Genomic DNA, 23,616 nt, shown 5'->3' with positions numbered 1-23,616 from the left:
CCCTTCTGATTGCTGGAGACCCCGCACATGGCTCACATCGTGACGCTGACGCTCAACCCCGCCATCGACGTCGCGACGTCCGTGCCGGAAGTCACGCCGGAGCACAAGCTGCGCTGCGGCTCGGTGCGCAGGGACCCGGGCGGCGGCGGCATCAACGTGGCCCGCGTGGTGCGCGAGCTCGGCGGTGAGTCCATCGCCGTCTACACCCGCGGCGGCGCCACGGGGCTGCTGCTCGAGGAGCTGCTGGAGGAGAAGGGCCTCCTTCGCCGCTCCATCCCCGTGGAGGGCTCCACCCGCGAGAGCTTCACCGTCGCCGAGGGCAACAGCGCCCGCGAGTACCGCTTCATCCTCCCCGGCCCCGTCCTCACCGAGCGCGAATGGCAGCGCTGCCTGGACGCCGTGGGCGAGGTGTCCCAGGGCGCCGCCTTCATCGTCGCCAGCGGCAGCCTGCCCCAGGGCGTCCCCGAGGACTTCTACGCGCGCGTCGCGCGACTCGCCAAGAAGCTGGGCGTGCGCTGCGTGGTGGACACCAGCGGCAAGGCGCTCGCCGCCGCCCTGGAGGAGGGCGTGTTCCTCGCCAAACCCAACCGCCGCGAGCTGCGGGAGCTGACGGGCATGCAGGTGGAGGACCTGGACGCCCAGGCCTCGGCCGCCCGGGAGCTGGTCGCCCGGGGCCGCGCGGAGGTGCTCGCCGTGTCCATGGGCGCCGATGGCGCGCTGCTCACCACCCGCGACGTCCAGCTCCGCGCCTCGCCGCCTCCGGTGGAGACCCACAGCTCCGTCGGAGCCGGGGACAGCTTCGTGGCCGGGGTGACCTTGGCGCTCGCCCGGGGACAGTCCCTGGAGGAGGCCCTGCGCTGGGGCATCGCCTCCGGCACCGCGGCGCTCCTGTCCCAGGGGACCGACCTGTGCGCCCGGGCCGACGTCGAGCGTTTGTTCACGCTGGTGAAGGCGCTGCCCGTGGCGCGTTCGTAACCCGGGTGGGCCTTGCCTCCTCGCACGCCCGCCGGGCGGGGCGGCGGCATGTCTCGACAAGGATGGCCGGGATTGGACAGAGTGCGCTCGCGTGTCCGCCCCCACTCCGCCGCTCCCCGCTGATTCCCGTGTCCGCCTCGGCCCCTGGCATTGGGTCGCGCTCCTCGTCGGCGTGACGCCGCTCGTGGTGTACGCGTTCTCGCCGCGCGTCGGTGACCTGGACCTCTACTTCCGGACGGCGCGCGCGTTCCTCACCGGGGCCACGCCCAACCAGGACTTCCGCTTCGAGTATCCGCCCTACGCGCTGCTCTGGTTCGTGCCGGCCGCGTGGCTGCGCTCCACGCAGTGGGAGTTCGTCCCCGTGTTCGGCCTGCAGCTGGCCATCATGGACGGGCTCATCAAGTGGACGCTCCTGCGCGAGGGCGCGCGGCGCTGGGGCCGCGAGTGGCGCTCCGTCGTCCCGTGCCTGGCGTACTCGGTGACGTCGTGGGCGGCGGCGCTCTACTACCTCAAGCGCTACGACCTCATCCCCGCGGTGCTGACGCTGGGCGCGCTGGTGGCGCTGGCCCGGCGGCGGGACGCGCTCGCGGGCCTGGCGCTCGCGGTGGGCATCGTGACGAAGCTCTACCCCGTGGTGCTGGTGCCGCTCGCGGTGGCGGTGTGCTGGAAGCGCGGCACGCTGGGCAAGCTGGTGATGGGATTGACGCTGGGCGTGGCGCCGCTGGTGCCGCTGAGCTTCGTGTGGCCGTGGTGGGGCTTCGCGTCGTTCCACGTCGACCGGGGCCTGCAGGTGGAGTCGCTGGGCGCGTCCCTCCTGTGGGCGGCGCACCACCTGGGGCTGGTGAAGGGAGTGCTCTGGGTGCACGCGCCGGCGGCGTACGAGCTGCACGGCGCCGTGGCCGAGGGCGTGAGGGCGACGACGCGCTGGCTGTGGGTGGCCGGCTCGCTGGGCATGGCCGCGCTGGGCATGTGGTCGGTGCGCCGCAAGATGCCGGAGCGGGTGGAGGACCTGGCCCGGCTGGCGCTGGGGCCGCTGGTGGCCTTCATCATCCTGAACCCGGTGCTCAGTCCCCAGTTCCTCACGTGGCTGATGGGCGCCGCGGCGCTGTCGCTCCTGTCCGGCTCGCGCTCGGTGGCGGTGCTCGTCCTGGTGGCGGCCATCCTGTCGCGAGGCGTCTTCGTGGGCCCCACGTACAAGCATGGGCTGGGCATCCCGCAGACGCTGCTCCTGCTCACGCGCAACGGGCTGTTGATGGCCGCGGCGGTGCTGCTCGTGCGTGATGCGTGGCGCCGGGCCTCGGTGAGCGCCTCCGCGCCGGACGCCTCCGTGCCGTCGGTGGACTTCATCCCCGCGGCGACGGAGCCGGTGGACCCCGCGAGCGTGGGGCTCGCCGCTCAGCGACGGTAGGGCACGCCGCCCTTCATCACCCAGCGCACGCGGCGCACGGCGGAGATGTCCCTGGTGGGCTCTCCGTCCACGGCGACCAGGTCCGCGAAGAGCCCGGGCTTCACCTGCCCGAGCGAGTCCTCGCGGTGCAGCATCCGCGCGTTGCCGGACGTGGCCGCCTGGAGCACCTGCACGGGCGTCATGCCGTACTCCACCATCAGCTCCAGCTCGCGCCCGTTCTCCCCGTGCGCGAACACGCCCGAGTCCCCGCCCACGCACATGGGGACCCCGGCCGCGAGCGCCGCGCGGAAGCCGACCTTCTTGGCCTGGATGGCGGCGGGCTCCGGGTCCACCCCCTTCTTCCAGCCGTGGTAGCGGTAGAGCGCGTCGCCTGCCGCGAGCGTGGGGCAGAAGAAGACGCCCCGCTGGGCCATGAGGCGGAAGACCTCCGTCGTGCCGCCGTCGCCGTGCTCGATGCTCTCCGCGCCGGCGAGCACCGCGCGGCGCATGCCCTCGGGTGTGCTGGCGTGCACGGAGACGGGGCGGCCGCCGTCGCGCGCGGTGTCGACGATGCGCTTCAGCTCCTCGAGCGAGTACGTGGGGCGCGCCTCGCCACCGGGGCCCCAGCGGTAGTCGCCGTAGACCTTCACCCAGTCCGCGCCCCGGCCCATCTGTTCGCGCACCGCGCGCACCAGCGCGTCCACTCCGTCGGCCTCCTCGGCGCCCTGGGGGACGTGCCACTCGGGGGCGAAGCCCTTGGGGCCGTAGGTGCCGCTGGCCACCAGCGCGCGCGTGGCCACGAGCAGGCGGGGGCCGGGGATGATGCCCTGCTGGATGGCCTGCTTGAGGCCGACGTCCGCGTCACCCGCGCCCTCGGTGCCCAGGTCGCGCGCGGTGGTGAAGCCCGCGAGCAGCGTGGCCTTCGCGTGCTGGGTGGCGCGGGCCACGCGCAGGGCCAGGGCCTCCTTCAGGACCTGGTCGTTCCAGTTCGCCTCGTTGTACGGGTGGAGGAAGAGGTGGGAGTGGCCCTCGATGAAGCCGGGCAGGAGCGTGGCGCCGGCGAGGTCGACCCCCTCGGCGCCCTCGGGGACCTGGACCTGGCCCGCGGGGCCGGCGGCGGTGATGCGCTCACCGGTGACGACCACCACCCAGCCCGCGTGGGGCTTCGCGGTGACGCCGTCGAAGACGCTCGTGGGGCGGAGCACGTAGCTCTTGGGCGGCGTGGGGCTCGCGGGCTGCTGGGCCGAGGCCGTGGTGACGACGAGGGCGAGGAGGAGGGCGCGCATGGCGGTGCCGGGGAGTGGGTGTGGGGGAGGGGATGATGACGCGCCACCAGGAGAGGGGCCACTTCGCCGCCCGGGTGGTGTGGGGACAAGCGGGGCTGAGAGGCCGCTTCAGCGGGGCTCATCGACGGCGCTGCCGGTGGGCGCGCGGATGGTTAGAGGGAGGGCATGGCCCGAAACGAGAACGTCAACGCGTTGTTGCCGGTCGAGGTCGAGTTCCAGAAGGAGAAGGCGTCCGCGCTCAGGCGCACCGGCGAGAAGCTGGAGAAGGCGCTCGCGGCGCTGGCCCTCGCGGAGCGGGAGCTGCTGAGTTCCCAGGGGACGGCGCGTGCGGCGCGCCATGCGCGCTACCGGGAGGTCCGCAAGGAGGCGGAGGTCCAGCGGTGGAACCTCATGGTGCAGCGCGAGGCGTGCGGCATCCGGAACAACCGGGAGCTGGACCTGATGTACCCGATGCCGCCGCTGGTTCGCGAATGACTCGGGCGGCTCAGGGCGTGGATCGCCAGGCGGCGACGGCGAGCAGGGCCCAGCCGGCGAGGAAGCCCAGGCCGCCCAGGGGGGTGATGGCGCCCAGGGCGCGCACGCCGGAGAGCGCGAGCGCGTAGAGGCTTCCGGAGAACAGGAGGATGCCCACGAGCATGGCCCAGCCCGCACCATTGAGCAGGGGCGCGGGGCGCAGGGTGCCCAGCAGGCCGACGGCGACGAGGCCGAGCGCATGGTACATGTGGTAGCGCGCGCCGGTCTCGAAGATGACGAGCAGGTCCGGGGAGAGCCGGGACTTGAGGCCATGGGCCCCGAAAGCTCCCGCCGCCACGGACAGGAACGCGTTCACAGCACCCAGGACGAGCCACCACCGCATCATCGTGCGCCTTTCATCGAGAGTCCGACTGGTGCACGCTACACCGGCAGTTGATGGAGCGTCCCGGCCGACGTGAACTCCGGGCCGCTCATACTCCGCATGACATCCCCCAATTTCGTTCCTTCCTCCAAGCCTCTCCCCTTCGAGCTGCGTCCGTCGTCCATCCAGGGCACGGGCGCCTTCGCCACGCGCCGCATCCGCAAGGATGAGCGCCTCATCGAGTACGTCGGTGAGCGCATCAACCAGGCGGAGGCCGACCGCCGCTACGACGACGAGGCGATGGGCCGCCACCACACCTTCCTGTTCAACCTGGACAGCAAGACGGTGCTCGACGCCGGCACGCTCCACAACGAGTCGCGCTACATCAACCACTCGTGTGATCCGAACTGCGAGGCGCTCATCGACAAGAAGCGCATCTACATCTTCGCCCTGCGCGACATCGCCGTCGGGGAGGAGCTGGTCTACGACTACGCCTACGAGCGCACCCCGGAGATGGATGCGGAGTCCGAGGCGCTGTACGTGTGCCGCTGTGGCTCGCCCAAGTGCCGGGGGACCATCCTCGCCCCGGTGAAGCCCGCTCCCGCGCAGAAGAAGGCCGTGAAGAAGAAGTCTGGTGCGAAGAAGGGGACGAAGTCCGCGTCCAAGTCGCGCTCGGCGAAGAAGCCCGTGAAGGGCAAGACGTCGAAGCCAGCGAAGTCGACGAAGGGCAAGAAGTCCGCGGGTGGTCGCAAGCGCTTGGCGGGGTGATGCGTTGGTTTAGAGGCCCGGCGGTGGGCGCCGGGCTTCGCTTTCTAGCGTGAGACTGTCTGACTGAGGGGTGTCGGGGACCCAGCGGCTACAGCCCACAAGCAGTCTCTCCGATCAATTCCCCGATGCTTCCCGGTGTCCAGGGCAACCAGCGACTTGATGCTCCATCCGAGTCGACCAGTTTGCCGTCTTCATAGTAGGCATCGCTGAGATGATGAGTTGCCCGCTCGGTACAGTCGTATTCTTGTTGCGACTTGTAGTTGTTGTAGCGGCCTAGGTTATGGCTTTCCCAACCACGGTACTCCCACCACACCCATGCCTTGCGGTGGGTCTGTGTGACTTTGCGGAACGAGGTTTTGTCGAGATAGATGGAGTACTTTGATTCCTTTGTTAGAAGCAGCCAGCGATTGCTGGATATACGCTTGGAAGCGTCAAGGAGGCCGAGTTCTCCCTTGAAGAGGCCAATTTTATAGCTGCCGGTTACGTCGGATGTGACTGTGGATATGAGAAGTCCGAATAGACCTGAACTTCTAAGCCGGATGACGAGTCGGGAGAGGTGCGCACCGGAGCCGTCCATGGTGCCGATGCTTTCGGGCACACCATTACTGTTCGCAATGACCACTGCAATGGATGGGCTGAATGATTCGCTAACTGCGACGACAGTGTAGACGTCTCCCTTCTTGCCTTCCGCAGAGAATATATCAGTCCGTCCTCCCGAAGGGAGCGGGGGGTCGTCGTCATTGATCTCGCCGTAGAGGGGTTGATTGGGGGAGATACGGGGATATGCGAGAAGGGCCCTATTGAAGTCAGGTTTGGGTGGGGGCTCTGGTTCACTTGATGCGAGAGCGGTGTCCTGGGGCTGGCTTTGTGGCCGGGGTACTGTAAAGGTAATGCGACCAGGTGGGCTTCCAATCAAAGCTTTCACGTCTCGGATTGGGACCGCAAAGTTCAAGTTCTGCCCATCACGGAGCACTGCGACGCTGACACCAACGACCTCTCCCGAGTGGTTGAGAACGGGGCCTCCACTAGAGCCTTGTGAGATTGGCGCCGTAATTTGAATCCAGCGTTTTCCTTCGTTTCCGCGAAGGGCGCTGACGATGCCTGTTGAAACGGTGTTGGAGAGACCCTGCGGGGCTCCTATGACGAAGATGTTCTCCCCAACAAGTGGCTCGCTTGTCGCGAGATGCAGTGTTTTCGGAGGGCTGGGCATTGCTGGAAGTACCGCCAGGTCGACGTGCGCGCTGAGGCTCTCGGCATAGTCCGTGACGCCCAAGAGCTGTTCTTCCGAGTCGTAGACTTCGGCGCGCGCAGCGTTCTCGACTACATGTGCATTGGTAACGACTCTGCCACCCTCGACAAGAAATCCGCTTCCCAAACCGAGAGGAGCGCCTTGACTGTCATAGGTCTTGATGGTGACGACGCCAGGAGCAACGAGCTTGATGGTTTGAGGAAGGCTTGTGCTCGGTGCTCCAGCAGGAGTTGTTTCTGTCGGAGGTGGTGTGGCCGCCTCCTCCGTTGGTGGAGTCGACATGCTGGTACACACGAGCAACACGAGTATGGAGACCATGTCCACCCCTCGGTACAATGGTTGCTGAATGGTTGCAGGTTTGGTGGATTTCTTCAAGATGCCGGTCCCTGTGCGCGCCAAGAGTGACAGCCTGGGACAAAGTCGACTCAGGTCCAAGTGACACGACTTCCCCACGCTCATTCAGTCTGGTTTGGACGGATGGCTGTGCTTGAGCTTGAAGATGGCGCCAAGGCTCCTGCAGATATTCATAGTTTGTGGGAAGGGCGGCAGGTGTCTCACCTCTCTAGAGGCGGTGCTACTTTAGCCTACGGCCCCTGGGGCCGACTTGACTGGGGCACGAGTCGAGAGTGACGTACGATGCCCCCGTGAATGCCATCCTGAACTTCCTGCTCACTGAGTCGCCCGAGCCTGTCGTGCTCGATTCCATCGAGTCTTGGTGGCGACGGCATGTGGAACTGGTGTCCCGCTTTCCCGAGCCCGCGGACCTGGCGCTCGCGGGTGGGTTTCGCGCGGACCGGCTCGGCTATGCGTTTGCCTCCGGGTACCACGCCGCGCACCGCTTCCTGTTCCCCTCGCTCCCCGCGGACAAGCCCGTCGCGCTCTGCGCCACCGAGCCCATGGGCGGCCATCCCAACGCCATCCAGACGCGCCTCGAGTCCACCGCGTCCGGCTTCTCCCTCACGGGTGAGAAGGCTTTCGTCACGCTGGGCACGCGCGCGGAGGTGCTGCTCGTCGTCGCGACGGAAGGACAGGATGCGCAGGGGCGCAACCGGCTTCGCATGGTGACGGTCGACGCGAAGCGCGCGGGCATCGTCGTCAGCGAGCTGCCCGAGCTCCCCTTCGTGCCCGAGGTGCCACACGCCGAGCTGCGGCTCGAAGGCGTCGCGGTGGCCGACGGCGAGGTGCTCCCGGGCGATGGCTACACGCGCTATCTGAAGCCGTTCCGCACCGTGGAGGACTGTCACGTCCAACTCGCGCTCCTCGGCTGGCTCATCCAACTGGCGCGGCGCTGTGGCTGGCCGGAGGTCGTGCGCGAGGAGTTGCTCTCTCTCTCGTTGATGATGCGGGGCCTCGCTCAGGCGGATCCGACGGCGGCCTCGACGCATGTGGCGCTCGGCGGTGGACTGGCGCTGGTGAATCGGGCGCTGACCTCCATCGAGCCCTTGTGGGCCCAGGTCGATGCTCCCACCCGTGAGCGATGGGAGCGTGACCGGCGTCTGCTCGGCGTCGCGGGGAAGGTCCGCGCCAAGCGCCTGGAGGCCGCTCGCGTGAAGCTCGCCGGTGGTGCGCCGACACCCGACGCCTGACGCCCCGGCGCTTGAAATAGAAAGACCCTCGGAGCTTCCCTGCCGCCGCAAGGTTGCTCCGAGGGCCCCTCTACCGAGCAGATCCCCCGCTCGCGTCACGACTCACTTCAAGCTCACAGCATGCTGGCGATGTCCTTCACCGGCTGCGGCGCGGCCTCCGTGTTGGCCAGCGCGCCCGCCGCGCCACCCAGGATGAGCGAGGCCGGGTTGATGCGGCCCGTGGTGACGGCGCCGAGCACACCCTCGGCCGCGCCCTTCAGCGTGTTGACATAGCCCTTGGCCGCGCCCTCGAACACGCCCTTCACGCCACCCTCCGAGTTGCCGATGCCCGTCAGCACGTTGCTCACTCCCGGCAGGAACCACAGGTGCTTGCCCGCCTCACCCGCGGCCCACTGGAAGTTGTCCTTGTTGCTGCCGTCCGCCTTGACGTGCGTGTCCTTCGTCTCCGGCAGCTTCTGCTCGCCCAGGAACGAGTAGCCCTTCTCCGCGAAGTCCTTCACCATGCCGGCCTCGGTGCCGTGGCGCGCATCACCGTCCTTGGTGATGCCCTCGATGTTGCCGTCGCCCTTACCGTTCTTCACCTTGTTGTCCCGGTCCCCACCGTTGGCCGCCTTCGCGCTGTCGATGAACTCCAGCACCTTGGCCAGGCGGAACACCGCGTCCGGGTTCTGCTTCGCGTCCTTCAGGTCCAGCTTCGGGTCGATGCCCGTCTGCTTGCAGAGCAGGTCGAACTTGATGTCCTTCTGACGGCCCAGGTTCTTCAGCGCCGGCGAGTCGTCGACGATCTGCGCCGCCGAGCGCTTGTCCCCGGCCGGACGCTTGTCATTGGCGCTCGGGATGCCCGAGGACTCCGGCTCGGCCTGCTGCGTGACGCGCGGCGTGGTCTCACGGGCCGGAATCATGTCCCGCAGCTGCGGGGGCAGCCCGCGCGGCGCGGGGTTGGCGGTCTCGTGGGGGAGCGTCGGAGAGAGGTTCTGGGCCTCCGGGGGCATCCCGCGAGGCCCGAACTCGGCCGGCCCCGGCAGCGACGGCACCCGCAGGCCCTCCAGCATGTTCGGCGTCATCATCGGCGGCGCCATCGGGAGCCCAAGCTCCGGCGGGAGCGCGTCCAGCGAGGGCATCCCCCTCTGCATCGGCGCGTTCATGGGCGCCAGGGTGTCCATCGCCGGCAGCCCCTGCTGCATCGGCGAGAAGCCGCCCATCGCGGGCAGGCCCTGCTGCGTCGGCGCCAGGGTGTCCATCGCCGGCAGCCCCTGCTGCATCGGCGAGAAGCCGCCCATCGCGGGCAGGCCCTGCTGCATCGGCGAGAAGCCGTCCATCGCGGGCAGGCCCTGCTGCATCGGCGCCAGGGTGTCCATCGCGGGCAGTCCGCCGGCCATCATCGGGGAGAGCTGCGCCGCCCCGGGCAGTCCGCCGGCCATCATGGGCGACAGTTGCGCCGCCCCGGGAATCCCGCCGGCCATCATGGGCGAGAGCGCCTGCATCGCCGGCAGGGCCGCCCCCGACACGTTCGCGAGCGTCTCCATCGCGGGCGCGGCGACCCCCGAGATGTTCGACAGCGCATCCATCGCCCGGGTGCCCCGGCCGCCCAAGGGGTTCTTGCCCTCGAACCCGTCCGTCGGCCGCTGCGACTGTCCGGGCGAGTTGGTGGGGTTGCGGAACTTCGGGTCCGACGCCCCGGGCGAGTTCGTGGGGTTGCGGAACTTCGGGTCCGACGCTCCGGGCGAGTTCGTGGGGTTGCGGAACTTCGTGTCCTGCGGCGCGGGGGCCGGGGTGGGCGTCTTCTTCGGCGGGCTGATCGAGTCGGCCGGGTTCTTGTTCAGCTTCGGGGAGGAGAACGACGGGACCTTGAGCTTGACCATGAGAGCACCTGTTTCAGGACAGCGATGGGGGACCGCTGCGGCGAGGAGTTCGTCGTCTCGCCCGTGCTCTCCCTCATTGCAGCGCGGATGCCAGCCCTTCCGGCCTCGCAACCCCGCGACTTCACTGAGCCGATGCCTCCCACTCGGCCCCCCAGCCGATGACTGCAGACATCAGGGGACTGGCTCCAGTCATCAGCACGCGGTGATCAGCGGGACACCTGGACCCCTGGAAACACGAAGGGCCGTGTTCCCCTCGAGGAACACGGCCCAGGTGCCAGGATCGGCGCGTGGCCGGTGCTTCAGTACCGCCCGCCGCCCACCGCGGAGACGATGGCGGAGAGGATGCGGCCCTCGACGCCCCAGACGGCCTTGTTCAGGCCCTTGATGCCCGCACCGCGCAGGTAGTCCGTGAAGTCGTGCAGCGCCGTGGAGCGCTGCAGGCCCGCGCCGTCCGCCGCGAACAGCAGCGGGGTGCCCGGAGCGCCCGTCAGGCCCAGGTCCGGGCAGGCCTCGGACAGCTTCTGCGGATCAATCCCCGTGGCCGCCGACAGCATCGCCACCGTGAACTTGTGCACCGGCAGCTCGCGCGCGTTCGGCACCTTCTTGAGCACCTTCTCGCGGTCCTTCGGATCCGTCGCGAGCTGCTCCAGCGTCACCTTCGACATCGCGATGATCTGCTCGTTCGTGACCTTCTTGCCGTCCAGGATGGCGCGGCCGAGCAGCGACGCGGGCGTGTCACCCTTGATGGTGACGTCCGCGCCCGGCATGGTCTGCATCCGGTCCCAGATGGCCTTCACGGCCTTGCCCACCTCGGTGTCCGGCCCGCCACGCCACGCGCCCGGCGTGGGCTGCGCGGCCTGGGCCTGCGCCGGCGCCACCAGCTTCGTCTCGAAGGAGCTCAGCTGCGTGTGCCCCACCGCGTTGGCCCGCGCGGGAGCGGCCGTCGGACGCGCCTCCGCCTGCGGCTGGAGCGACGTGGAGGGGTTCGAGGTGACGACGCGGGGACGGCTGCGGATGGGGTCCATGCCTGGGGGAGTCTCCGGAGTTCGACGATTGGGAGGTTATCGCAGTCGTCCGGTAAAGGTTTCCGCCCAGCGTCACTTCACCCGGACGCCATGTGTGACGCGCTGAGTCGAGACGTCGTGGGTCTTCTGGAACACCGGGCACGTCGGCTCGCGCATTCCGCACGACAACCGGCGCGTGAAGCCGTATTCGGGGCGGCATGAAGCGATTCCCCAGCCAGTTCGCAGACCTGCTCACCCCCAAGGGCCGCCGCATCCTGGAGGGCAAGGACAAGGCGGTGGCGGGCGCGCTGCTGGACCCCGCGCGGCGCTTCGTCGCGCTGCAGGGCGTGGTGGACGTGGCCAAGGCGACGGCGTGCCGCGACGCGCTCGACGCGGCGCTGCGCGACCTGGTGGTGCCCATGGAGGACCCCATCCCCGTGGACTCCATCTCCGGGATGACGATGAACTACATGGAGCTGCTGCCCAAGACGGTGCGGGTGCGCACCGCGCTCCTGGAGAACCGGCGCTCGCGCTCCTGGAAGGCGGCGGAGGCGGTGGGGCTGACGGGGATGCTGCGCTCGGACACGTTCGCGGGCTTCGCCGCCGCCGTCAGTGGCCGCGTGCTGCGCCGCAACTGGGGCATCCAGGTGCTGTGCTACGGCCCCGGGGACTACTCCGGGCCGCACAATGACCACCACCCCGAGGAGGCCGAGGCCCGCGACGGCTACGTGGACATGCACCTGAGCCTCACCATGCCCGGGGTGGAGCACCAGTACCTGGTCTACGAGAAGGACCATCACCTGTCGGAGATGGCGAAGGTGAGCACCGTGGGAGGGATGACCGTGTACCGGCTGCCCTTCTGGCACTACACGACGCCGGTGGTGGCGCGGCGCGGCGCGGAAGGGGAGGCGCGGCGCTGGGTGCTGCTGGGCACGTTCCTGGACGCGGCGCCCAAGGCCCGGCCAGCCTCCGTGGTGGTTCCCCCGGGACAGCCCGGGGGCCGCTCCCCCGTCCGGGTGGCGTGATTCGGACGTGGCGCGACGCCCGCCAGGGGTTAGCTTCGGGCCGACATGAGCCCGACCGATACCGATGCCCTGGCCAATGACTTGCTCGCGTACATCGACGCCTCGCCGACGCCGTACCACGCGGTGCGCGAGACGGCCCGCCGCCTGGAGAAGGCCGGCTATCGCGCGCTGGACGAGCGCGAGTCCTGGACGCTGAAGCCGGGCGAGCGCGTCTACGTCACCCGCGGCGACACCAGCATCGCCGCCTTCCAGCTGGGCACGGCGCCGGTGGACCGCTCGGGCTTCCGGCTGGTCGGCTCGCACACGGACTCGCCCAACCTGCGGCTCAAGCCGAACGCGCAGGTGTCGAAGAACGGCTACCAGCAGCTCGGCGTCGAAATCTACGGCGGCGTCCTCCTGCACACGTGGACGGACCGCGACCTGTCGCTCGCCGGCCGCGTCGTGGTGATGGAGGGCGGCAAGCCCAGGGGCCACCTGGTGGACTTCCGCCGGCCGCTGTTGCGCGTGCCCAACCTGGCCATCCACCTCAACCGCACCGTCAACTCGGACGGCCTGAAGCTCAACGCCCAGGAGCACATGGTGCCGGTGCTGGGGCTGGAGAGCGGCGGCGCGGTGGACCTGCGCGGGCTGCTCGTGCACGAGCTGGCGAAGGGTGGGGTGAAGGCCGAGCCCGCGGACATCCTCGGCTACGACCTGTGTCTCTATGATTTGCAGCCGTCCACGCGCTCGGGCGCGCACGACGAGTTCCTCCATGCCGCGCGCCTGGACAACCTCGCCAGCTGCCACTCGAGTCTGACGGCGCTGTTGACGGGCCCGGCGTCGCGCGAGGCCACCAGCGGCGTCATCCTGTTCGACCACGAGGAGGTGGGCAGCCGCAGCGCGCAGGGCGCCGCGTCCCCCTTCCTGCGCACGCTGCTGGAGCGCCTCACCCTGGCGCACTCGGACGGCAAGCCCGACGCGTTCCACCGCGCCATCGCCCAGTCCTTCCTGGTCAGCGCGGACATGGCGCACGCGGTACACCCCAACTACGCCTCGCTGCACGAGCCCAAGCACCAGCCGCAGATGGGCCTGGGCCCGGTCATCAAGTCCAACGTGAATCAGTCGTACGCGACGGATGGCGAGTCGTGGGCGCACTTCGCCGCGCTGTGCCGCGAGGCGGGCGTGACGGCCCAGCACTTCGTGACGCGCACGGACCTGGGCTGCGGCAGCACGATTGGGCCCATCACCGCCGGGCAGCTCGGCATCCGCACGGTGGACGTGGGCAATCCCATGCTGTCCATGCACTCCATCCGGGAGATGGCGTGCGCCAGCGACGTGGCGGCGATGGTGGCCGTGCTGCGCAGGTTCTTCGCCTAGCAGGCCATGTCCGCCAGCCTTGCGCGCGGAGGTGATAGACCTGGGCCCGTGACCTGGCCACGCGCACGAGGTCCCTGGTGGAGACAGGCGCCCTGGACGCGGGTCCTCTCGCGCTCCGGGGCCTCGCTCGGCCTGACGTCGCCGGGGGCCCGCGCCGCGCGCACCCGGCGCACCCTGTCCCGCGTCTTCCGCTGGCTCAACGTCCCGCGCACCGTGCTGTACGTGGGCCAGCCCGGCGCCTACCGCTGCATCGTCAGCCAGGACACGGAGGGCCGGCGCTACCTCCAGTTCGGCTGGGACAGCGCCTATCAGAGCGTCACGGGGCAGGGCTTCCCGCTGCAGTTGGAGCTCGAGTACACGCAAGGCATGGTGGCCGGCGTGGCCTTCGTGGCGCAGCCCCGGCGCATCCTGATGGTGGGCGTGGGCGCGGGCTCGCTGCCGATGTTCCTGCGTGCCGCGCTGCCCCAGGTCCACATCGACGCGGTGGACTGTGACGCGGAGGTGCTCGACGTGGCCCGGCGCTACTTCGGCCTGCGCGAGGACGCCCAGCTGCGGCTGCACCTGGAGGACGGGCGGCGGTTCATCGAGACGCCCGGGCCCGCGTACGACGTCATCCTCCTGGATGCCTTTGGCCCCCGGGGCGTGCCGCGCTCGCTGGCGACGTGGGAGTTCCTCCGGGCCGTGCGCTCGCGCTTGACGCCCGACGGCGCGGTGGTGAGCAACGTGCACCGCTCCCCCAATCCGCTCTATCCCGCCATGCTCCAGACGTGGCGCGCGAGCTTCGAGCAGTTGCATGCCTTCGATGCGCGCACCACGGCGAACCGTGTGTTCGTGGGGTTGACCACCTCACGCAAGGTCTCGCGTGGCACGCTGAAGGCTCGCGCGGGACCGCTGGCGCGGGCGGCGCGCTTCAACCTGCGCGGGCTGATGACTCGCAGGCTCGAGGACCGCGAGGTCCGTCGCACCGCGGAGCAGGGCCTGCCGTGGCCGCTGACGGCGGGCATCCTGCGCGACTCGGACGAGTAGACGGCGAGGCCTGGTCGTCGATAGGCCCGAGGCCCGCGAGTGCGGACTCAGGCCTCGTGTCGCGAGACCGGGTTGGCGGCCCTCCGTGCGCGGTCGCGAGCCGGAGCCGGCGGTCATCCGTCAGCGGGAGCGAGTCGTCTACGGTGTCGCGTTCAATCGAGCGCCCGAGGTCCGCGGGCGAGGACACGTCGTGTCTCGCGGATGACGAGCCGCCTGAAGTGAAACATTGCAGTCGCTCGCCCCTGCGAGATGTCGCGGGTCGGGAAAGACACATCAGGGTCCGAATTGGCCGTCTGGACAGTGCTCAGCCAGTTGGCTGAGTCTCTCACCGCCGTTCGTCGCAGTGCCGTCTCAACCCCCTCACAACTGGAGTGGTCCATGCGAGTCCACGGAGTGTCGGCAGCGCTGATGATGAGTCTCTTCACGGTGGGCTGCGGTGGCGTCGAAGCAGAGGCACCGACGGACGTGGCCGCGGAGAGCCAGCAGCAGGCCCTCTATGACGGCTGCGCACCCGGGGACACGGGCTATCCCGTCTGGGAGTGCCTGTCGCTCGACGAGTGTGGTGGCCGCTGGGGCAACCAGATGCGCTACTACTGCTACACGCCGGGCGGAGGCATGTACCTGGGCAGCGTCATCACCTCGAACTGCGCCGAGTGTTATTGACACGGCTCCCAGGAGCCCGGGCATCCGCGTGACGCGGGTGCCCGCTCCAGGCTCACGACAGCGTGCGCGTCAGCCGCTGCTCGCGGGCCTCGCTCAACGTGGTGACATCCAGCAGCGCCGCCACCTTCTCCTGCGCGGAGAGGGGCTCTGCATTGTCCCCCAGCAGCTTGCGCCGCGCGGACTCCAGTGCCGCGGGCGTCGTCGTCTCCGCGAGCCCCGGCTGCGACTCCAGCAGCGCCACGTGCAGCGCGTGGGTCTTCGCGTCGGTGAGCACCCGCTCGATGGCGTCCGGCACCGGCTCCACCCCGTGCTCCTCGGTGATGGCCTGCGCGCGCTCCACCACCTCGGGCGGCTCGGTCTCCTCGGGCATCAGGAACAGCCCCCGACGCGCCGCCCACAGCCCCAGCGACGCGCGCGCCGTCAGCACCGTGAGGGGCACCGCGAGCAGGAGCCCCACCACCACCGGCATCAGCCACGCCACCAGCGCCGTGGACACCAGCGCCGCCACCGCCACCATCGCCACGCCCACCGCCATGTGCGCCACGTGCCGCCGCGCCGCCTCGGACCAGGGCAGGTCCGCGTCCTCGCGCTGCTGGCTGGACCAGTTCACCCGGTAGCCCAGCAGCGTGCCGAACACGAAGTGCGACTGGAACAGCATCATCACCGGCGCCAGCAGCGACGCGAGCACGCTCTCCGCGAGCACGCTGAGGATGAGCTTCCACCTTCCGCCCATCCGCGCCGCCTCGCCCTTCTTGAAGAGCGCCAGCGTCAGCCCCAGGAACTTGGGCGCGAACAGCATCCCCATCGACACCGCGAACAGGCGCAGCGCGCCCGGCGCGTCGAACGCGAGCGCGGGGGACTCCAGCGTGGACACGTCCAGGAGGAAGCGGTCGTGCAGCGCGGCCACCAGGCCCGCGGTCAGGAACAACAACCACAAGGGCGAGGCCGCGTACGACATGACGCCCATCAGGAAGTGGCCCCGGCTGAGCGGATGCCAGCCCCCCGCCATCACCAGGCTCAGGTGCTGCAGGTTTCCCTGGCACCAGCGCCGGTCCCGCTGCGCGTACGCCAGCAGGTTCGGCGGGGGCTGCTCGTAGCTGCCGCCCAATTCCGGCACCAGCCACACCGTGTAGCCCGCGCGCCGCATCAGCGCCGCCTCGACGAAGTCGTGGCTGAGGATGTGGCCGCCGAAGGGCTGCTTGCCCGGGAGCACCGGCAGCCCGCAGTGGTTGATGAACGCCTCCGTGCGGATGATGGCGTTGTGGCCCCAGTAGTTGGACTCGCCCAGCTGCCACGCCGCCGCGCCCGCCGCCACCACGGGGCCGTACACCCGGCCGGCGAACTGCTGCAGCCGGGCGAACAGCGTGGTGCGGCCCACGTTCAAGGGCGGCGCCTGGAGGATGCCCGCGCGCGGGTTGAGCTCCATCAGCCGCGCCATCTTCACCAGCGTGCGGCCATCCATCAGGCTGTCGGCGTCCAGCACCACCGTGAAGTCGTAGCGGCGTCCCCACCGCTCACAGAAGTCACCCAGGTTGCCGGCCTTCTTGCCCGTGTTGTCCGTGCGCCGCCGGTAGAAGATGCGGCCCTGTCCGCCCACCCGACGGCACAAGTCCGACCACGCCAGCTCCTCGGCCACCCACGACTCGGCGCGCGTGGAGTCGCTCAGCACGTAGAAGTCGAACGCGTCCAGGTGCCCCGTCGCGGCCACCGACTCGTACGTGGCCTGCACGTTGGCGAAGACGGCCGCGGGGTCCTCGTTGTGGATGGGCATCACCACCGAGGTGCGCGACCCCAGCGGCTGAGACTCCTCCTCCGCCGTGGGGTAGCGCAGCCCGGGCATCCGCGAGGCGAGGGCCAGCTGGAGGAAGCCCGCCACCGCCGTGAAGAACGACAGGGCAATCCAGCCGAAGCACAGCGCGAAGAGCCCCACCAGCACCACTTCCGGCACCGACGTCCCTTGAGCGCTCAGCAGGCGGTGCATCTCGCACGTCCCCACCACGGTGGTGACGGCCGCCAGTCCCAGCACTCCGGCGCGCCGGTAGCCGGCGCTCTCGGGCGAAAACGAGTGGGCTTGCATCGCGAGGCTCCCCAGGCCCGCCTCAGGGCGAGGTGGACATGCCCGCCGTGGCGCCACGCCACCAGCGGCGCAGCATCTCCCCGAACGGGTTGAGCACCAGTTGCTGCTCGGGCATCACCGAGCTGACCTGCGCGGGCGCCGGCACCGGCACCGCCGCGCGCACCGCCCGGACGAAGTCCTCCGGCGCCGCGGGACGGGTGAGCAGCCGCGCGCCCCGGCTCGCGCCGTCGCACAGCACGAAGGCCGCACGGCCCCGCGACAGCAGCCCCGGACCCGAGTGCTCCAGTCCCAGCACGCCCGACAGCCACGTCTCCATCCGGGCGCGGGCCAGCGCCACCGCCGCCTGGGGCTGGGCCCCGTGCGCGCCGAAGCCATCCAGCACCCACGCGGCCAGCGTGGAGAGGTCCGCCTCGGCGGTGAAGCCGAAGCCCTTGAAGAAGGTGTCGAGCGCCGCGCGAGCGCGCGGGCCGGCCCACACGGTGGTCGGGACGGAAGGGCAGGTGGTCAGTGTCGTCACGGAATCCACAGGTAGCTCCAGGTCTCGGTGAGGGTCTCCGGGCCGCGCTTGAGGAACGCGCGCAGCTCGGTGGGGACGGGGGTGGTGGGGTGCAGCTCGAAGGTGGCGCGCCAGCCGCCGGTGGGCGTGTGGCGCGTGGCGATGGGGCGCAGGACCTTGCCCGAGGAGGCGCTGACGACCAGCTCCACCGGGACGTCGTCCTCCGCGAAGTCGGGCAGCGCCGCGAAGTCGATGATGAAGCGGCGCATGGGGCGCGCGTCCTTGAGCCGGGCGCCCTTCCACGAGTCGCCCGCGTCCACGCGCGTGGCGACCACCGTGGAGCCCGTCACCGGCCAGGGCGAGTGCGCGCCCCAGTGCAGCTTGTACGCGACCTTCAGCGAGTCCCCGGGGCCCAGCGTCTTCCTCGGGACCCAGAAGGCGACGATGTTGTCGTTCGTCTCGTCCGGCGTCGGCAGCTCCACCAGCCGCACCACGCCCGGACCCCAGTCGCCCACGGGCTCCACCCACGCGGAGGGCCGGCGCTCGTAGTGCGCCTCCAGGTCCTCATAGTGGGCGAACGTGGTGTCGCGCTGCAGGACGCCGAAGGCGCGCGGGCTCTCCACCTGGAAGCTGGAGACGTTGATGCGCTCGGGGTTCTGCAGGGGCCGCCAGAGCTGCTCGCCCGCGCGCGTCCAGACGAAGAGGCCGTCCGAGTCGTGCACCTCCGGGCGGAAGTCGTCGTAGTCGCCGCGGTCGTTCTCGCCGAACAGGTACATGCTCGTCAGCGGCGCCACGCCCAGCTCCGCCACGGCCTTGCGCGCGAAGACGGTGGCCTCCACCTCCATCACCGTGTTCGCCCCAGGGATGATGGTGAAGCGGTAGGCGCCCGTGACGCTGGGGCTGTCCATCAGCGCGTGCACCACCACGCGGTCCGCGCCGGGCGCGGGCTTCTCCAGCCACAGCTCCCTGAAGTCGGGGAACTCCTCGGGGCGCGACGTCGCGGTGTCGATGGCGAGCCCGCGCGCGGACAGGCCATACAGGCTGCCCCGGCCGAGCGCGCGGAAGTAGCTGGCGCCCTGGAACACCACCAGCTCGTCGAACACGTCCTCGCGGTTGAGCGGATGCGACAGGCGCATGCCCGCGAAGCCATCCGCCTTCTTCAGCGGACCGGGCTTCACCAGCGGGCCGTAGGTGAACAGCTCCGGGGAGAAGGCGAGCGGCCGGGCCTTGCCCTCGGCCACCTCGTGCATCACCACCGGGAACTGGAACGAGCGGCCCGGGTGGAAGAACTGCGCCTGGAAGGGCAGCTTCGCGTCACGCCAGCGCGCCTTCTCCGGGCGGTAGCGGATGTCCCGGTACGCGTCGTAGTCGAGCGACTTGTAGGACTCCGGCAACGTCGACACCGGCGCCTCGTACGGCCGCGCCGCCTTCTGCCGGGCCAGCTCCACCACCGTGTCCGCGGAGAACGTCTGGGCGCCGCGCGTCTGGGCCGCGGAGGCTGGAGTCGCCGCGCACGCCGTGCCCGCCGTGGCCACCATCGCCGCGCCCAGCCACCGCACGCACACCGCGCGCATCCCGCCCTGCCTGTTGCTGTCCGACGTCACGCCTGCTGCCTCCAGGAGACCGAGGGGGCGGGCGAGCCTCAGACTGCTTGGAGCTCACCCGGTTCCGCCGCTCCGAGAGGCCTCCTCGGTGCGGCGCGTCAGTCCTGGAGCAACCCGCGTACCAGCCCGCGTCAGAGGGCCTGGATGCTGGAAATTCTTCAGGAATCTCAAGGTCTTCCTCGGAGGGATTCGTTTGAGCTCAATGAAACTGGGGGCTTGTGATGGCCTTCTTGGACACCGGGTGGGGAGGCCCGGAGAGTCGCTGGGGAATTGAAGGACAGCCGGCGAGTGAGCCTGTCCGATTCTTCCACAGGTGGACAGTGACCCGGATCAGGCGCGGGCCAGTCGTTCCTGCACCAAGGACAGCAGTTCGCGTCCCGCGAAGGGCTTTTCGATGTGGGGACTGGTGACGGTTTCGAGGAAGGCGCGGGCCTGGGGGGTCACCGCACCGCCGGTGAGGAAGATGACGCGGCGGGCCTGCTCCGGATGGCGCTTCATGAGGGTGGAGTAGAAGTCCATCCCGCTCATGCCGGGCATCATCAAGTCGCAGAAGACGACGTCGTAGGACTCGCCGGCCTCGATGCGCTCCAGCGCGTCCTGTGCGCGTGTCGCCAGGGTGACATCGTGGTGGGGGCGCAGGGTGCGGCCCAGGGCGGTGCAGACCAGGGGCTCGTCGTCGACGACGAGCAGCCGGCCGCGCTTCTCCACCGGCGCGGCGGGCTCGGGCCGCGGCGCGGGCGGGGCGGGCTCGACGCGCACGGGCTCCGCGGAGGGCAGCAGCACGCGGAAGGTGGAGCCCCGGCCGGGAGCGCTGCGGACCTGGATCTCGCCGCCGAGCGCCGTCACCAGGTTGTGGCAGATGGACAGGCCCAGGCCGGTGCCCACGCCTGGGGCCTTGGTGGTGAAGAACGGGTCGAACAGGCGCGGCAGGTGCTCGGTGGCGATGCCCACGCCCGTGTCCGTCACCTCCACCAGCACGCGGCCGCCCTCGCCCAGGCGCGCGCCCACGCGAATCTCGTGGCGGTCCGGCGCGCCCTCGGGGATGGCCTGCGCGGCGTTGACCAGCAGGTTGAGGAACACCTGGCCCAGCCGCGACTCGTTGGCGCGCACGGGGGGCACGTCCTCGAAGAGCTTCACCAGCCGCGCGCGGTGGCGGATCTCCGTGGTGGCCAGGTTCAGCGTGGACTCCAGCACCGCGCGCACGTCCACGACGGAGTCCTCCACCGAGTCCACCCGGCTGAAGGTCTTCAGGTCGCGGACGATGGTGCGCACGCGCTCGGCGCCCTGCTGGGCCTCGGAGAGCGCGGCCTGCGCGTCCGACAGCGCCTCCGACAACGACGCGTCCACGCCGGGGGCGGGCACGCGCGAGAGCTCCTCGCGCGCGAAGGCGAGGTTGGCGGTGAGGTACGCCAGCGGGTTGTTGATTTCGTGCGCCACGCCCGCGGCGAGCGTGCCCACCGACGCCATGCGCTCGGCGAGCATCAGCCGGGCCTGCATCTGGTGGCGCTCCGTCAAATCATGCGCCACGGAGACGATGGAGTCCTCGCCGTCGAAGTGCAGCGGGAAGGTGGTGGACTCCACGTGGAGGATGCCGCCGTCGCGGCGCACCATGCGCCTTTCTTGCAGGGCGTTGCGGCCGGTGCGCAGGGCCTCGTGCATGCGCGCGTCCGCGGAGGCGAAGTCCTCGGGGGGAATCATGTCGGAGATGTGCTTGCCGACCAGCTCCTTCACGTCCGAGTAGCCCAGCGCGCGCGCCACCTTGAGGTTGGCGTAGCGCACGCGCGCGTTGCGGTCGAACACGGCGACCAGGTCCGGCAGGCTCTGGATGAGGGTGCGGAAGCTCACCTCGGAGCGGCGCACCTCCTCCTCCGCCTGTTTTATCGGCGTGATGTCGGGGAAGAACGAGATGACGTGCGGCTCGCCCGCGTAGGGCACCAAGCCCATGAAGAGCAGCGTGTGGCGCACCTCGCCCGTGCGCGTGTGGTACTGGGCGTCCACCCCGCGCACCGAGCCGTGCCGGCGCAGCCGCTCCATCACCTGCGCGCGGTCGATGGGGCGCTCCCACAGGTGCAGGTCCACCGTCGTCTTGCCCAGCATCTCCTCGCGCGTGTATCCGAAGGCGCGGAAGTACGCGTCATTGGCGGCGACGACCTTGCCCTCGCCCAGCGTGGTGATGGAGGTGGGCACGGGGCTGACGGCGAGCATGGTGTCGCGCAGCTCGTCCCCGAAGGGCACCCCCATCCGGGACTCGCGCCGCGCGTACCTGCGCTCGGCCATGTCCAGCCGCACCCGCAGCTCCTCCAGGTCCGGGGGCCAGGCCAGCACCTCGTCGGCGCCGTCCTCCAGCGCCGGCTCCAGGGCCCGCAGCGCGCCGCGGCGTCCCACGAGCAGCACCACGGCGGACGCGCCGCCGGGCAGGCTGCGCAGGGCCCGCACGAGCGGCATGCGCGAGCCACTCTCGCGTGCATCCAGCACCACCAGTGGGCAGGGGCCGGCGCGCCATGCCGCTGGCACATCCACGTCCCTGGAGACGTGGACCACCGTCATGCCCCGCTCTTCCAGCAGGGTTTCCAGTGGCGACAGGTCCGCCCCTCCCTGAGCGACTATCAGGACCCGCATGGGACTCCTCGCATTGCAAACGGCCATCGTTGCACGAGCCCTCCGGTTGTAAAAGTGCGCCGAGGGTCTAGTTTTCCAGGGCAACCAAAGCCTCGCGCCCGGCGGGCTGTTAGACTGCGGGACGACGGGTGGATTCGAAGCACGGGGGGGTGGTCATGGAACGGCGGGGCTCACAGGACGTGGTGACGGTGGGGCGCAGGGCGCAGGTGGCCGTCTGCGTGCCGCGGCGCAACTTCGAGGGGCTGTTCGTGCACGCGCTGAAGCCGTCCGGGGCGTTCGCCCAGTCCCTCAAGGACATCGGCTACGACGAAGAGGACCTGCAGGAGTCCTATCCGCTCACCGTGTGGCGCGCCGCGCTAGGGGTGGCGCGGCGCTTCGTGTGCGCGGGGCAGACGCCGGAGGCGGCGAACCGGGCCCTGGGGCTGTCCTACGTGGAGGGCTTCGCGCAGACGCTGGTGGGGCGCATCTTCGCCACGGCGGCGCCGCTGCTGGGCACGGAGCGGTGCCTGACGCGGCTGCCCACGTACCTGAAGGCGGGCCGCGAGGACATGCGCATGGAGCTTGCGCCCGTGCGCGAGCGCGAGTGGTGCGTGCGGGTGGTGGACGCGGACCCGCTGCCGGACTTCGTGGCGGGCGTGGTGGAGGGCGTGCTCCTGCGCACCCGGGTGACGGCGCGGGTGGAGGTGCTGGAGCGCGCCCCGGCGGGCTACGCGCTGCGGGTCTGGTGGGAGGAGCCGCGCGCGACTAGTTGAGGTAGCGCTTGGTCGCGGGCGCCACCACGAGGCTGGGGGTGCCCGGGCTGGACTTGGGCGAGGGGCGCGGCGACGTGGGCCGGACCTGGAGCCAGCGGCCGATGACGTCCAGCAGCCCGTCGAAGGCGTCGCGCAGGGCCCAGGCGCGGTCGTCGGAGTCCTGCAGGCCGGCGCAGCGTGACAGGCCGTCGCGCAGGGCGCGCTGGGCGCCGGGGAAGGCCTCGCACGTGGCGATGAGCTTCTCGGCGGTGCGCGCATAGAGCCGGTAGCAGCCGTCCACGTCGCCGCGGTTGTACGCGGGCGCGCCGGCGTTGATGGCGTGGCCGAGCGTGGTGGCGATGGACTCGAGCGCGTCGGTGTTGGCGCCTTCCAGCAGGCTCAGCGGGTGGCGTGGCACCTGGCGCACGCGGCTGGCGCGGCGGCGCGGCGTCTCCAGCGCGGACAGGGGCAGGCTTCCGGCGCCCTGCAGGAGCGGCAGCAGGTAGCGGGTGGGGATGACCAGGCCCAGCGAGCGGCCGTTGGCGAGCGCCGCGGTGGCCACGCCCACCACGCCGCCTCGCAGGTCGAGCACCGGACCGCCGGAGAAGTCGTCGGGGAGCGTGCGGGTGAGCTCCAGCAGGGTGAGCCAGTCGCCGAGCACCTGGACGGCCCGGACCTCCTGCGAGCGGACCTCCGGTGCGGGGCTGGCGGTGGCCCGCAGGACATAGACGGTGTCCCCCTCGCCGGGCAGGCAGACGGGAGCCAGGTCGAGCGGCGGGGCGAGCTCGGGGACGGGCAGTCGCAGCACGGCCAGGTCGCGGCGGTCATCCATGGCGACGACCTGGACCACCTCCGTGCGCGTGCCGTCCGCCATCACCGCGTGAATCTCGCGGGCGCCGGCGACGGCGTGGAGGCTGGTGACGAGGTGTCCCTGCCCGGTGGCGACGAAGCCCGAGGCGGGGCGTCCATCGACTTCCAGCAACACCAGGGAGGGCGAGGCGGAGAACAGCGCGTCACGGGGGGGGGATTTGTCGACGACTCCCTCGGCCATAAGGCCTCCTGCGTCG

Annotated in this window: 20 protein-coding genes; 10 read left to right on the top strand and 10 right to left on the bottom strand. The window is 70.4% G+C overall.

The genetic code is table 11. The features are described from left to right. Window positions 1–27: 27 nt before the first annotated feature. Window positions 28–975: a 1-phosphofructokinase family hexose kinase gene (locus tag K8625_RS15640; protein ID WP_223746528.1), complete on the top strand. Its 948-nt coding sequence runs from the start codon at window positions 28–30 to the stop codon at window positions 973–975. 91 nt (window positions 976–1,066) lie between these two features. Continuing rightward, window positions 1,067–2,383, top strand: coding sequence for a glycosyltransferase 87 family protein (locus tag K8625_RS15635; RefSeq protein ID WP_223783138.1), 1,317 nt, complete (start codon window positions 1,067–1,069; stop codon window positions 2,381–2,383). Here K8625_RS15635 and K8625_RS15630 read toward each other — a convergent pair. Then, window positions 2,371–3,648, bottom strand: coding sequence for an amidohydrolase family protein (locus K8625_RS15630; protein ID WP_223783137.1), 1,278 nt, complete (start codon window positions 3,646–3,648; stop codon window positions 2,371–2,373). The two genes, K8625_RS15635 and K8625_RS15630, sit on opposite strands and share 13 nt — an antisense overlap. Before the next feature lie 165 nt (window positions 3,649–3,813). On the opposite strand from K8625_RS15630, the gene K8625_RS15625 reads away from it, so the two are divergent. Further along, entirely contained in the window at window positions 3,814–4,122 is a 309-nt protein-coding gene (locus K8625_RS15625) for a hypothetical protein (RefSeq protein ID WP_141326453.1), read from the top strand. A 10-nt stretch (window positions 4,123–4,132) separates the two neighbouring features. Here the strand turns inward: K8625_RS15625 and K8625_RS15620 are convergent, their stop codons facing one another. After that, window positions 4,133–4,507, bottom strand: coding sequence for a DUF423 domain-containing protein (locus tag K8625_RS15620; protein ID WP_141326455.1), 375 nt, complete (start codon window positions 4,505–4,507; stop codon window positions 4,133–4,135). Window positions 4,508–4,603: 96 nt separating this feature from the next. Between K8625_RS15620 and K8625_RS15615 the strand changes: the two genes are divergently transcribed. Continuing rightward, the gene (locus K8625_RS15615) at window positions 4,604–5,251 is read left to right on the top strand and encodes an SET domain-containing protein (RefSeq protein ID WP_223783136.1); all 648 of its coding nucleotides are present in this window, start codon (window positions 4,604–4,606) and stop codon (window positions 5,249–5,251) included. Between the two features lie 88 nt (window positions 5,252–5,339). On the opposite strand, the gene K8625_RS15610 is transcribed toward K8625_RS15615, so the two are convergent. Then, window positions 5,340–6,818 (bottom strand): S1C family serine protease, encoded by a 1,479-nt coding sequence (locus tag K8625_RS15610; RefSeq protein ID WP_223746532.1) that lies wholly within the window; start codon window positions 6,816–6,818, stop codon window positions 5,340–5,342. 326 nt (window positions 6,819–7,144) lie between these two features. Here K8625_RS15610 and K8625_RS15605 point away from each other — a divergent pair, with 326 nt between their 5' ends. Then, window positions 7,145–8,086 (top strand): acyl-CoA dehydrogenase family protein, encoded by a 942-nt coding sequence (locus K8625_RS15605; RefSeq protein WP_223746533.1) that lies wholly within the window; start codon window positions 7,145–7,147, stop codon window positions 8,084–8,086. Between the two features lie 113 nt (window positions 8,087–8,199). On the opposite strand, the gene K8625_RS15600 is transcribed toward K8625_RS15605, so the two are convergent. Continuing rightward, the gene (locus K8625_RS15600) at window positions 8,200–9,948 is read right to left on the bottom strand and encodes a hypothetical protein (protein WP_223783135.1); all 1,749 of its coding nucleotides are present in this window, start codon (window positions 9,946–9,948) and stop codon (window positions 8,200–8,202) included. Window positions 9,949–10,247: 299 nt separating this feature from the next. Further along, window positions 10,248–10,973, bottom strand: a complete 726-nt coding sequence (locus K8625_RS15595) for a hypothetical protein (protein ID WP_223746535.1) — start codon at window positions 10,971–10,973, stop codon at window positions 10,248–10,250. A 197-nt stretch (window positions 10,974–11,170) separates the two neighbouring features. On the opposite strand from K8625_RS15595, the gene K8625_RS15590 reads away from it, so the two are divergent. The 4 genes from K8625_RS15590 (at window position 11,171) to K8625_RS15575 (ending at window position 15,022) form a co-directional block, all read left to right on the top strand. Beyond that, the gene (locus tag K8625_RS15590) at window positions 11,171–11,977 is read left to right on the top strand and encodes a hypothetical protein (RefSeq protein ID WP_223783134.1); all 807 of its coding nucleotides are present in this window, start codon (window positions 11,171–11,173) and stop codon (window positions 11,975–11,977) included. A gap of 45 nt (window positions 11,978–12,022) precedes the next feature. Beyond that, the gene (locus K8625_RS15585; RefSeq protein ID WP_223746536.1) at window positions 12,023–13,333 is read left to right on the top strand and encodes a M18 family aminopeptidase; all 1,311 of its coding nucleotides are present in this window, start codon (window positions 12,023–12,025) and stop codon (window positions 13,331–13,333) included. 48 nt (window positions 13,334–13,381) lie between these two features. Further along, window positions 13,382–14,359: a spermidine synthase gene (locus K8625_RS15580; protein WP_223746537.1), complete on the top strand. Its 978-nt coding sequence runs from the start codon at window positions 13,382–13,384 to the stop codon at window positions 14,357–14,359. A gap of 378 nt (window positions 14,360–14,737) precedes the next feature. Then, window positions 14,738–15,022, top strand: coding sequence for a hypothetical protein (locus tag K8625_RS15575; RefSeq protein ID WP_223746538.1), 285 nt, complete (start codon window positions 14,738–14,740; stop codon window positions 15,020–15,022). Window positions 15,023–15,074: 52 nt separating this feature from the next. Here the strand turns inward: K8625_RS15575 and mdoH are convergent, their stop codons facing one another. From mdoH to K8625_RS15555, 4 genes are all read right to left on the bottom strand, one after another. Continuing rightward, window positions 15,075–17,099 (bottom strand): glucans biosynthesis glucosyltransferase MdoH, encoded by a 2,025-nt coding sequence (gene mdoH / locus K8625_RS15570; RefSeq protein WP_223783133.1) that lies wholly within the window; start codon window positions 17,097–17,099, stop codon window positions 15,075–15,077. 22 nt (window positions 17,100–17,121) lie between these two features. Beyond that, window positions 17,122–17,616, bottom strand: a complete 495-nt coding sequence (locus K8625_RS15565) for a hypothetical protein (protein WP_223783132.1) — start codon at window positions 17,614–17,616, stop codon at window positions 17,122–17,124. Then, entirely contained in the window at window positions 17,613–19,169 is a 1,557-nt protein-coding gene (locus K8625_RS15560; RefSeq protein ID WP_223783175.1) for a glucan biosynthesis protein, read from the bottom strand. The genes K8625_RS15565 and K8625_RS15560 overlap by 4 nt, the downstream gene beginning before the upstream one ends. A gap of 360 nt (window positions 19,170–19,529) precedes the next feature. After that, window positions 19,530–21,746, bottom strand: coding sequence for a PAS domain S-box protein (locus K8625_RS15555; protein ID WP_223783131.1), 2,217 nt, complete (start codon window positions 21,744–21,746; stop codon window positions 19,530–19,532). A gap of 227 nt (window positions 21,747–21,973) precedes the next feature. Between K8625_RS15555 and K8625_RS15550 the strand changes: the two genes are divergently transcribed. Beyond that, window positions 21,974–22,570, top strand: a complete 597-nt coding sequence (locus tag K8625_RS15550; protein WP_223746542.1) for a DUF2378 family protein — start codon at window positions 21,974–21,976, stop codon at window positions 22,568–22,570. Here K8625_RS15550 and K8625_RS15545 read toward each other — a convergent pair. Next, a complete protein-coding gene (locus tag K8625_RS15545) occupies window positions 22,563–23,600 on the bottom strand; it encodes a serine protease (RefSeq protein WP_223746543.1) in 1,038 nt (345 codons plus the stop codon). The two genes, K8625_RS15550 and K8625_RS15545, sit on opposite strands and share 8 nt — an antisense overlap. Window positions 23,601–23,616 lie beyond the last annotated feature (16 nt).

It is taken from the genome of Myxococcus sp. AS-1-15 (assembly GCF_020037055.1).
GTDB classification, from domain to species: Bacteria; Myxococcota; Myxococcia; order Myxococcales; family Myxococcaceae; genus Myxococcus; species Myxococcus fulvus.
This window is presented reverse-complemented; position numbering and strand designations above follow the sequence as displayed.

Excerpts from the sequence above, each read along its gene's own strand:
- K8625_RS15640 (WP_223746528.1), top strand. The coding sequence starts at position 28 with ATGGCTCACATCGTGACGCTGACGCTCAACCCCGCCATCGACGTCGCG.
- K8625_RS15630 (WP_223783137.1), bottom strand. The coding sequence starts at position 3,648 with ATGCGCGCCCTCCTCCTCGCCCTCGTCGTCACCACGGCCTCGGCCCAG.
- K8625_RS15625 (WP_141326453.1), top strand. The coding sequence starts at position 3,814 with ATGGCCCGAAACGAGAACGTCAACGCGTTGTTGCCGGTCGAGGTCGAG.
- K8625_RS15620 (WP_141326455.1), bottom strand. The coding sequence starts at position 4,507 with ATGATGCGGTGGTGGCTCGTCCTGGGTGCTGTGAACGCGTTCCTGTCC.
- K8625_RS15615 (WP_223783136.1), top strand. The coding sequence starts at position 4,604 with ATGACATCCCCCAATTTCGTTCCTTCCTCCAAGCCTCTCCCCTTCGAG.
- K8625_RS15610 (WP_223746532.1), bottom strand. The coding sequence starts at position 6,818 with ATGGTCTCCATACTCGTGTTGCTCGTGTGTACCAGCATGTCGACTCCA.
- K8625_RS15600 (WP_223783135.1), bottom strand. The coding sequence starts at position 9,948 with ATGGTCAAGCTCAAGGTCCCGTCGTTCTCCTCCCCGAAGCTGAACAAG.
- K8625_RS15595 (WP_223746535.1), bottom strand. The coding sequence starts at position 10,973 with ATGGACCCCATCCGCAGCCGTCCCCGCGTCGTCACCTCGAACCCCTCC.
- K8625_RS15590 (WP_223783134.1), top strand. The coding sequence starts at position 11,171 with ATGAAGCGATTCCCCAGCCAGTTCGCAGACCTGCTCACCCCCAAGGGC.
- K8625_RS15585 (WP_223746536.1), top strand. The coding sequence starts at position 12,023 with ATGAGCCCGACCGATACCGATGCCCTGGCCAATGACTTGCTCGCGTAC.
- K8625_RS15575 (WP_223746538.1), top strand. The coding sequence starts at position 14,738 with ATGCGAGTCCACGGAGTGTCGGCAGCGCTGATGATGAGTCTCTTCACG.
- mdoH (WP_223783133.1), bottom strand. The coding sequence starts at position 17,099 with ATGCAAGCCCACTCGTTTTCGCCCGAGAGCGCCGGCTACCGGCGCGCC.
- K8625_RS15560 (WP_223783175.1), bottom strand. The coding sequence starts at position 19,169 with ATGCGCGCGGTGTGCGTGCGGTGGCTGGGCGCGGCGATGGTGGCCACG.
- K8625_RS15555 (WP_223783131.1), bottom strand. The coding sequence starts at position 21,746 with ATGACGGTGGTCCACGTCTCCAGGGACGTGGATGTGCCAGCGGCATGG.
- K8625_RS15550 (WP_223746542.1), top strand. The coding sequence starts at position 21,974 with ATGGAACGGCGGGGCTCACAGGACGTGGTGACGGTGGGGCGCAGGGCG.
- K8625_RS15545 (WP_223746543.1), bottom strand. The coding sequence starts at position 23,600 with ATGGCCGAGGGAGTCGTCGACAAATCCCCCCCCCGTGACGCGCTGTTC.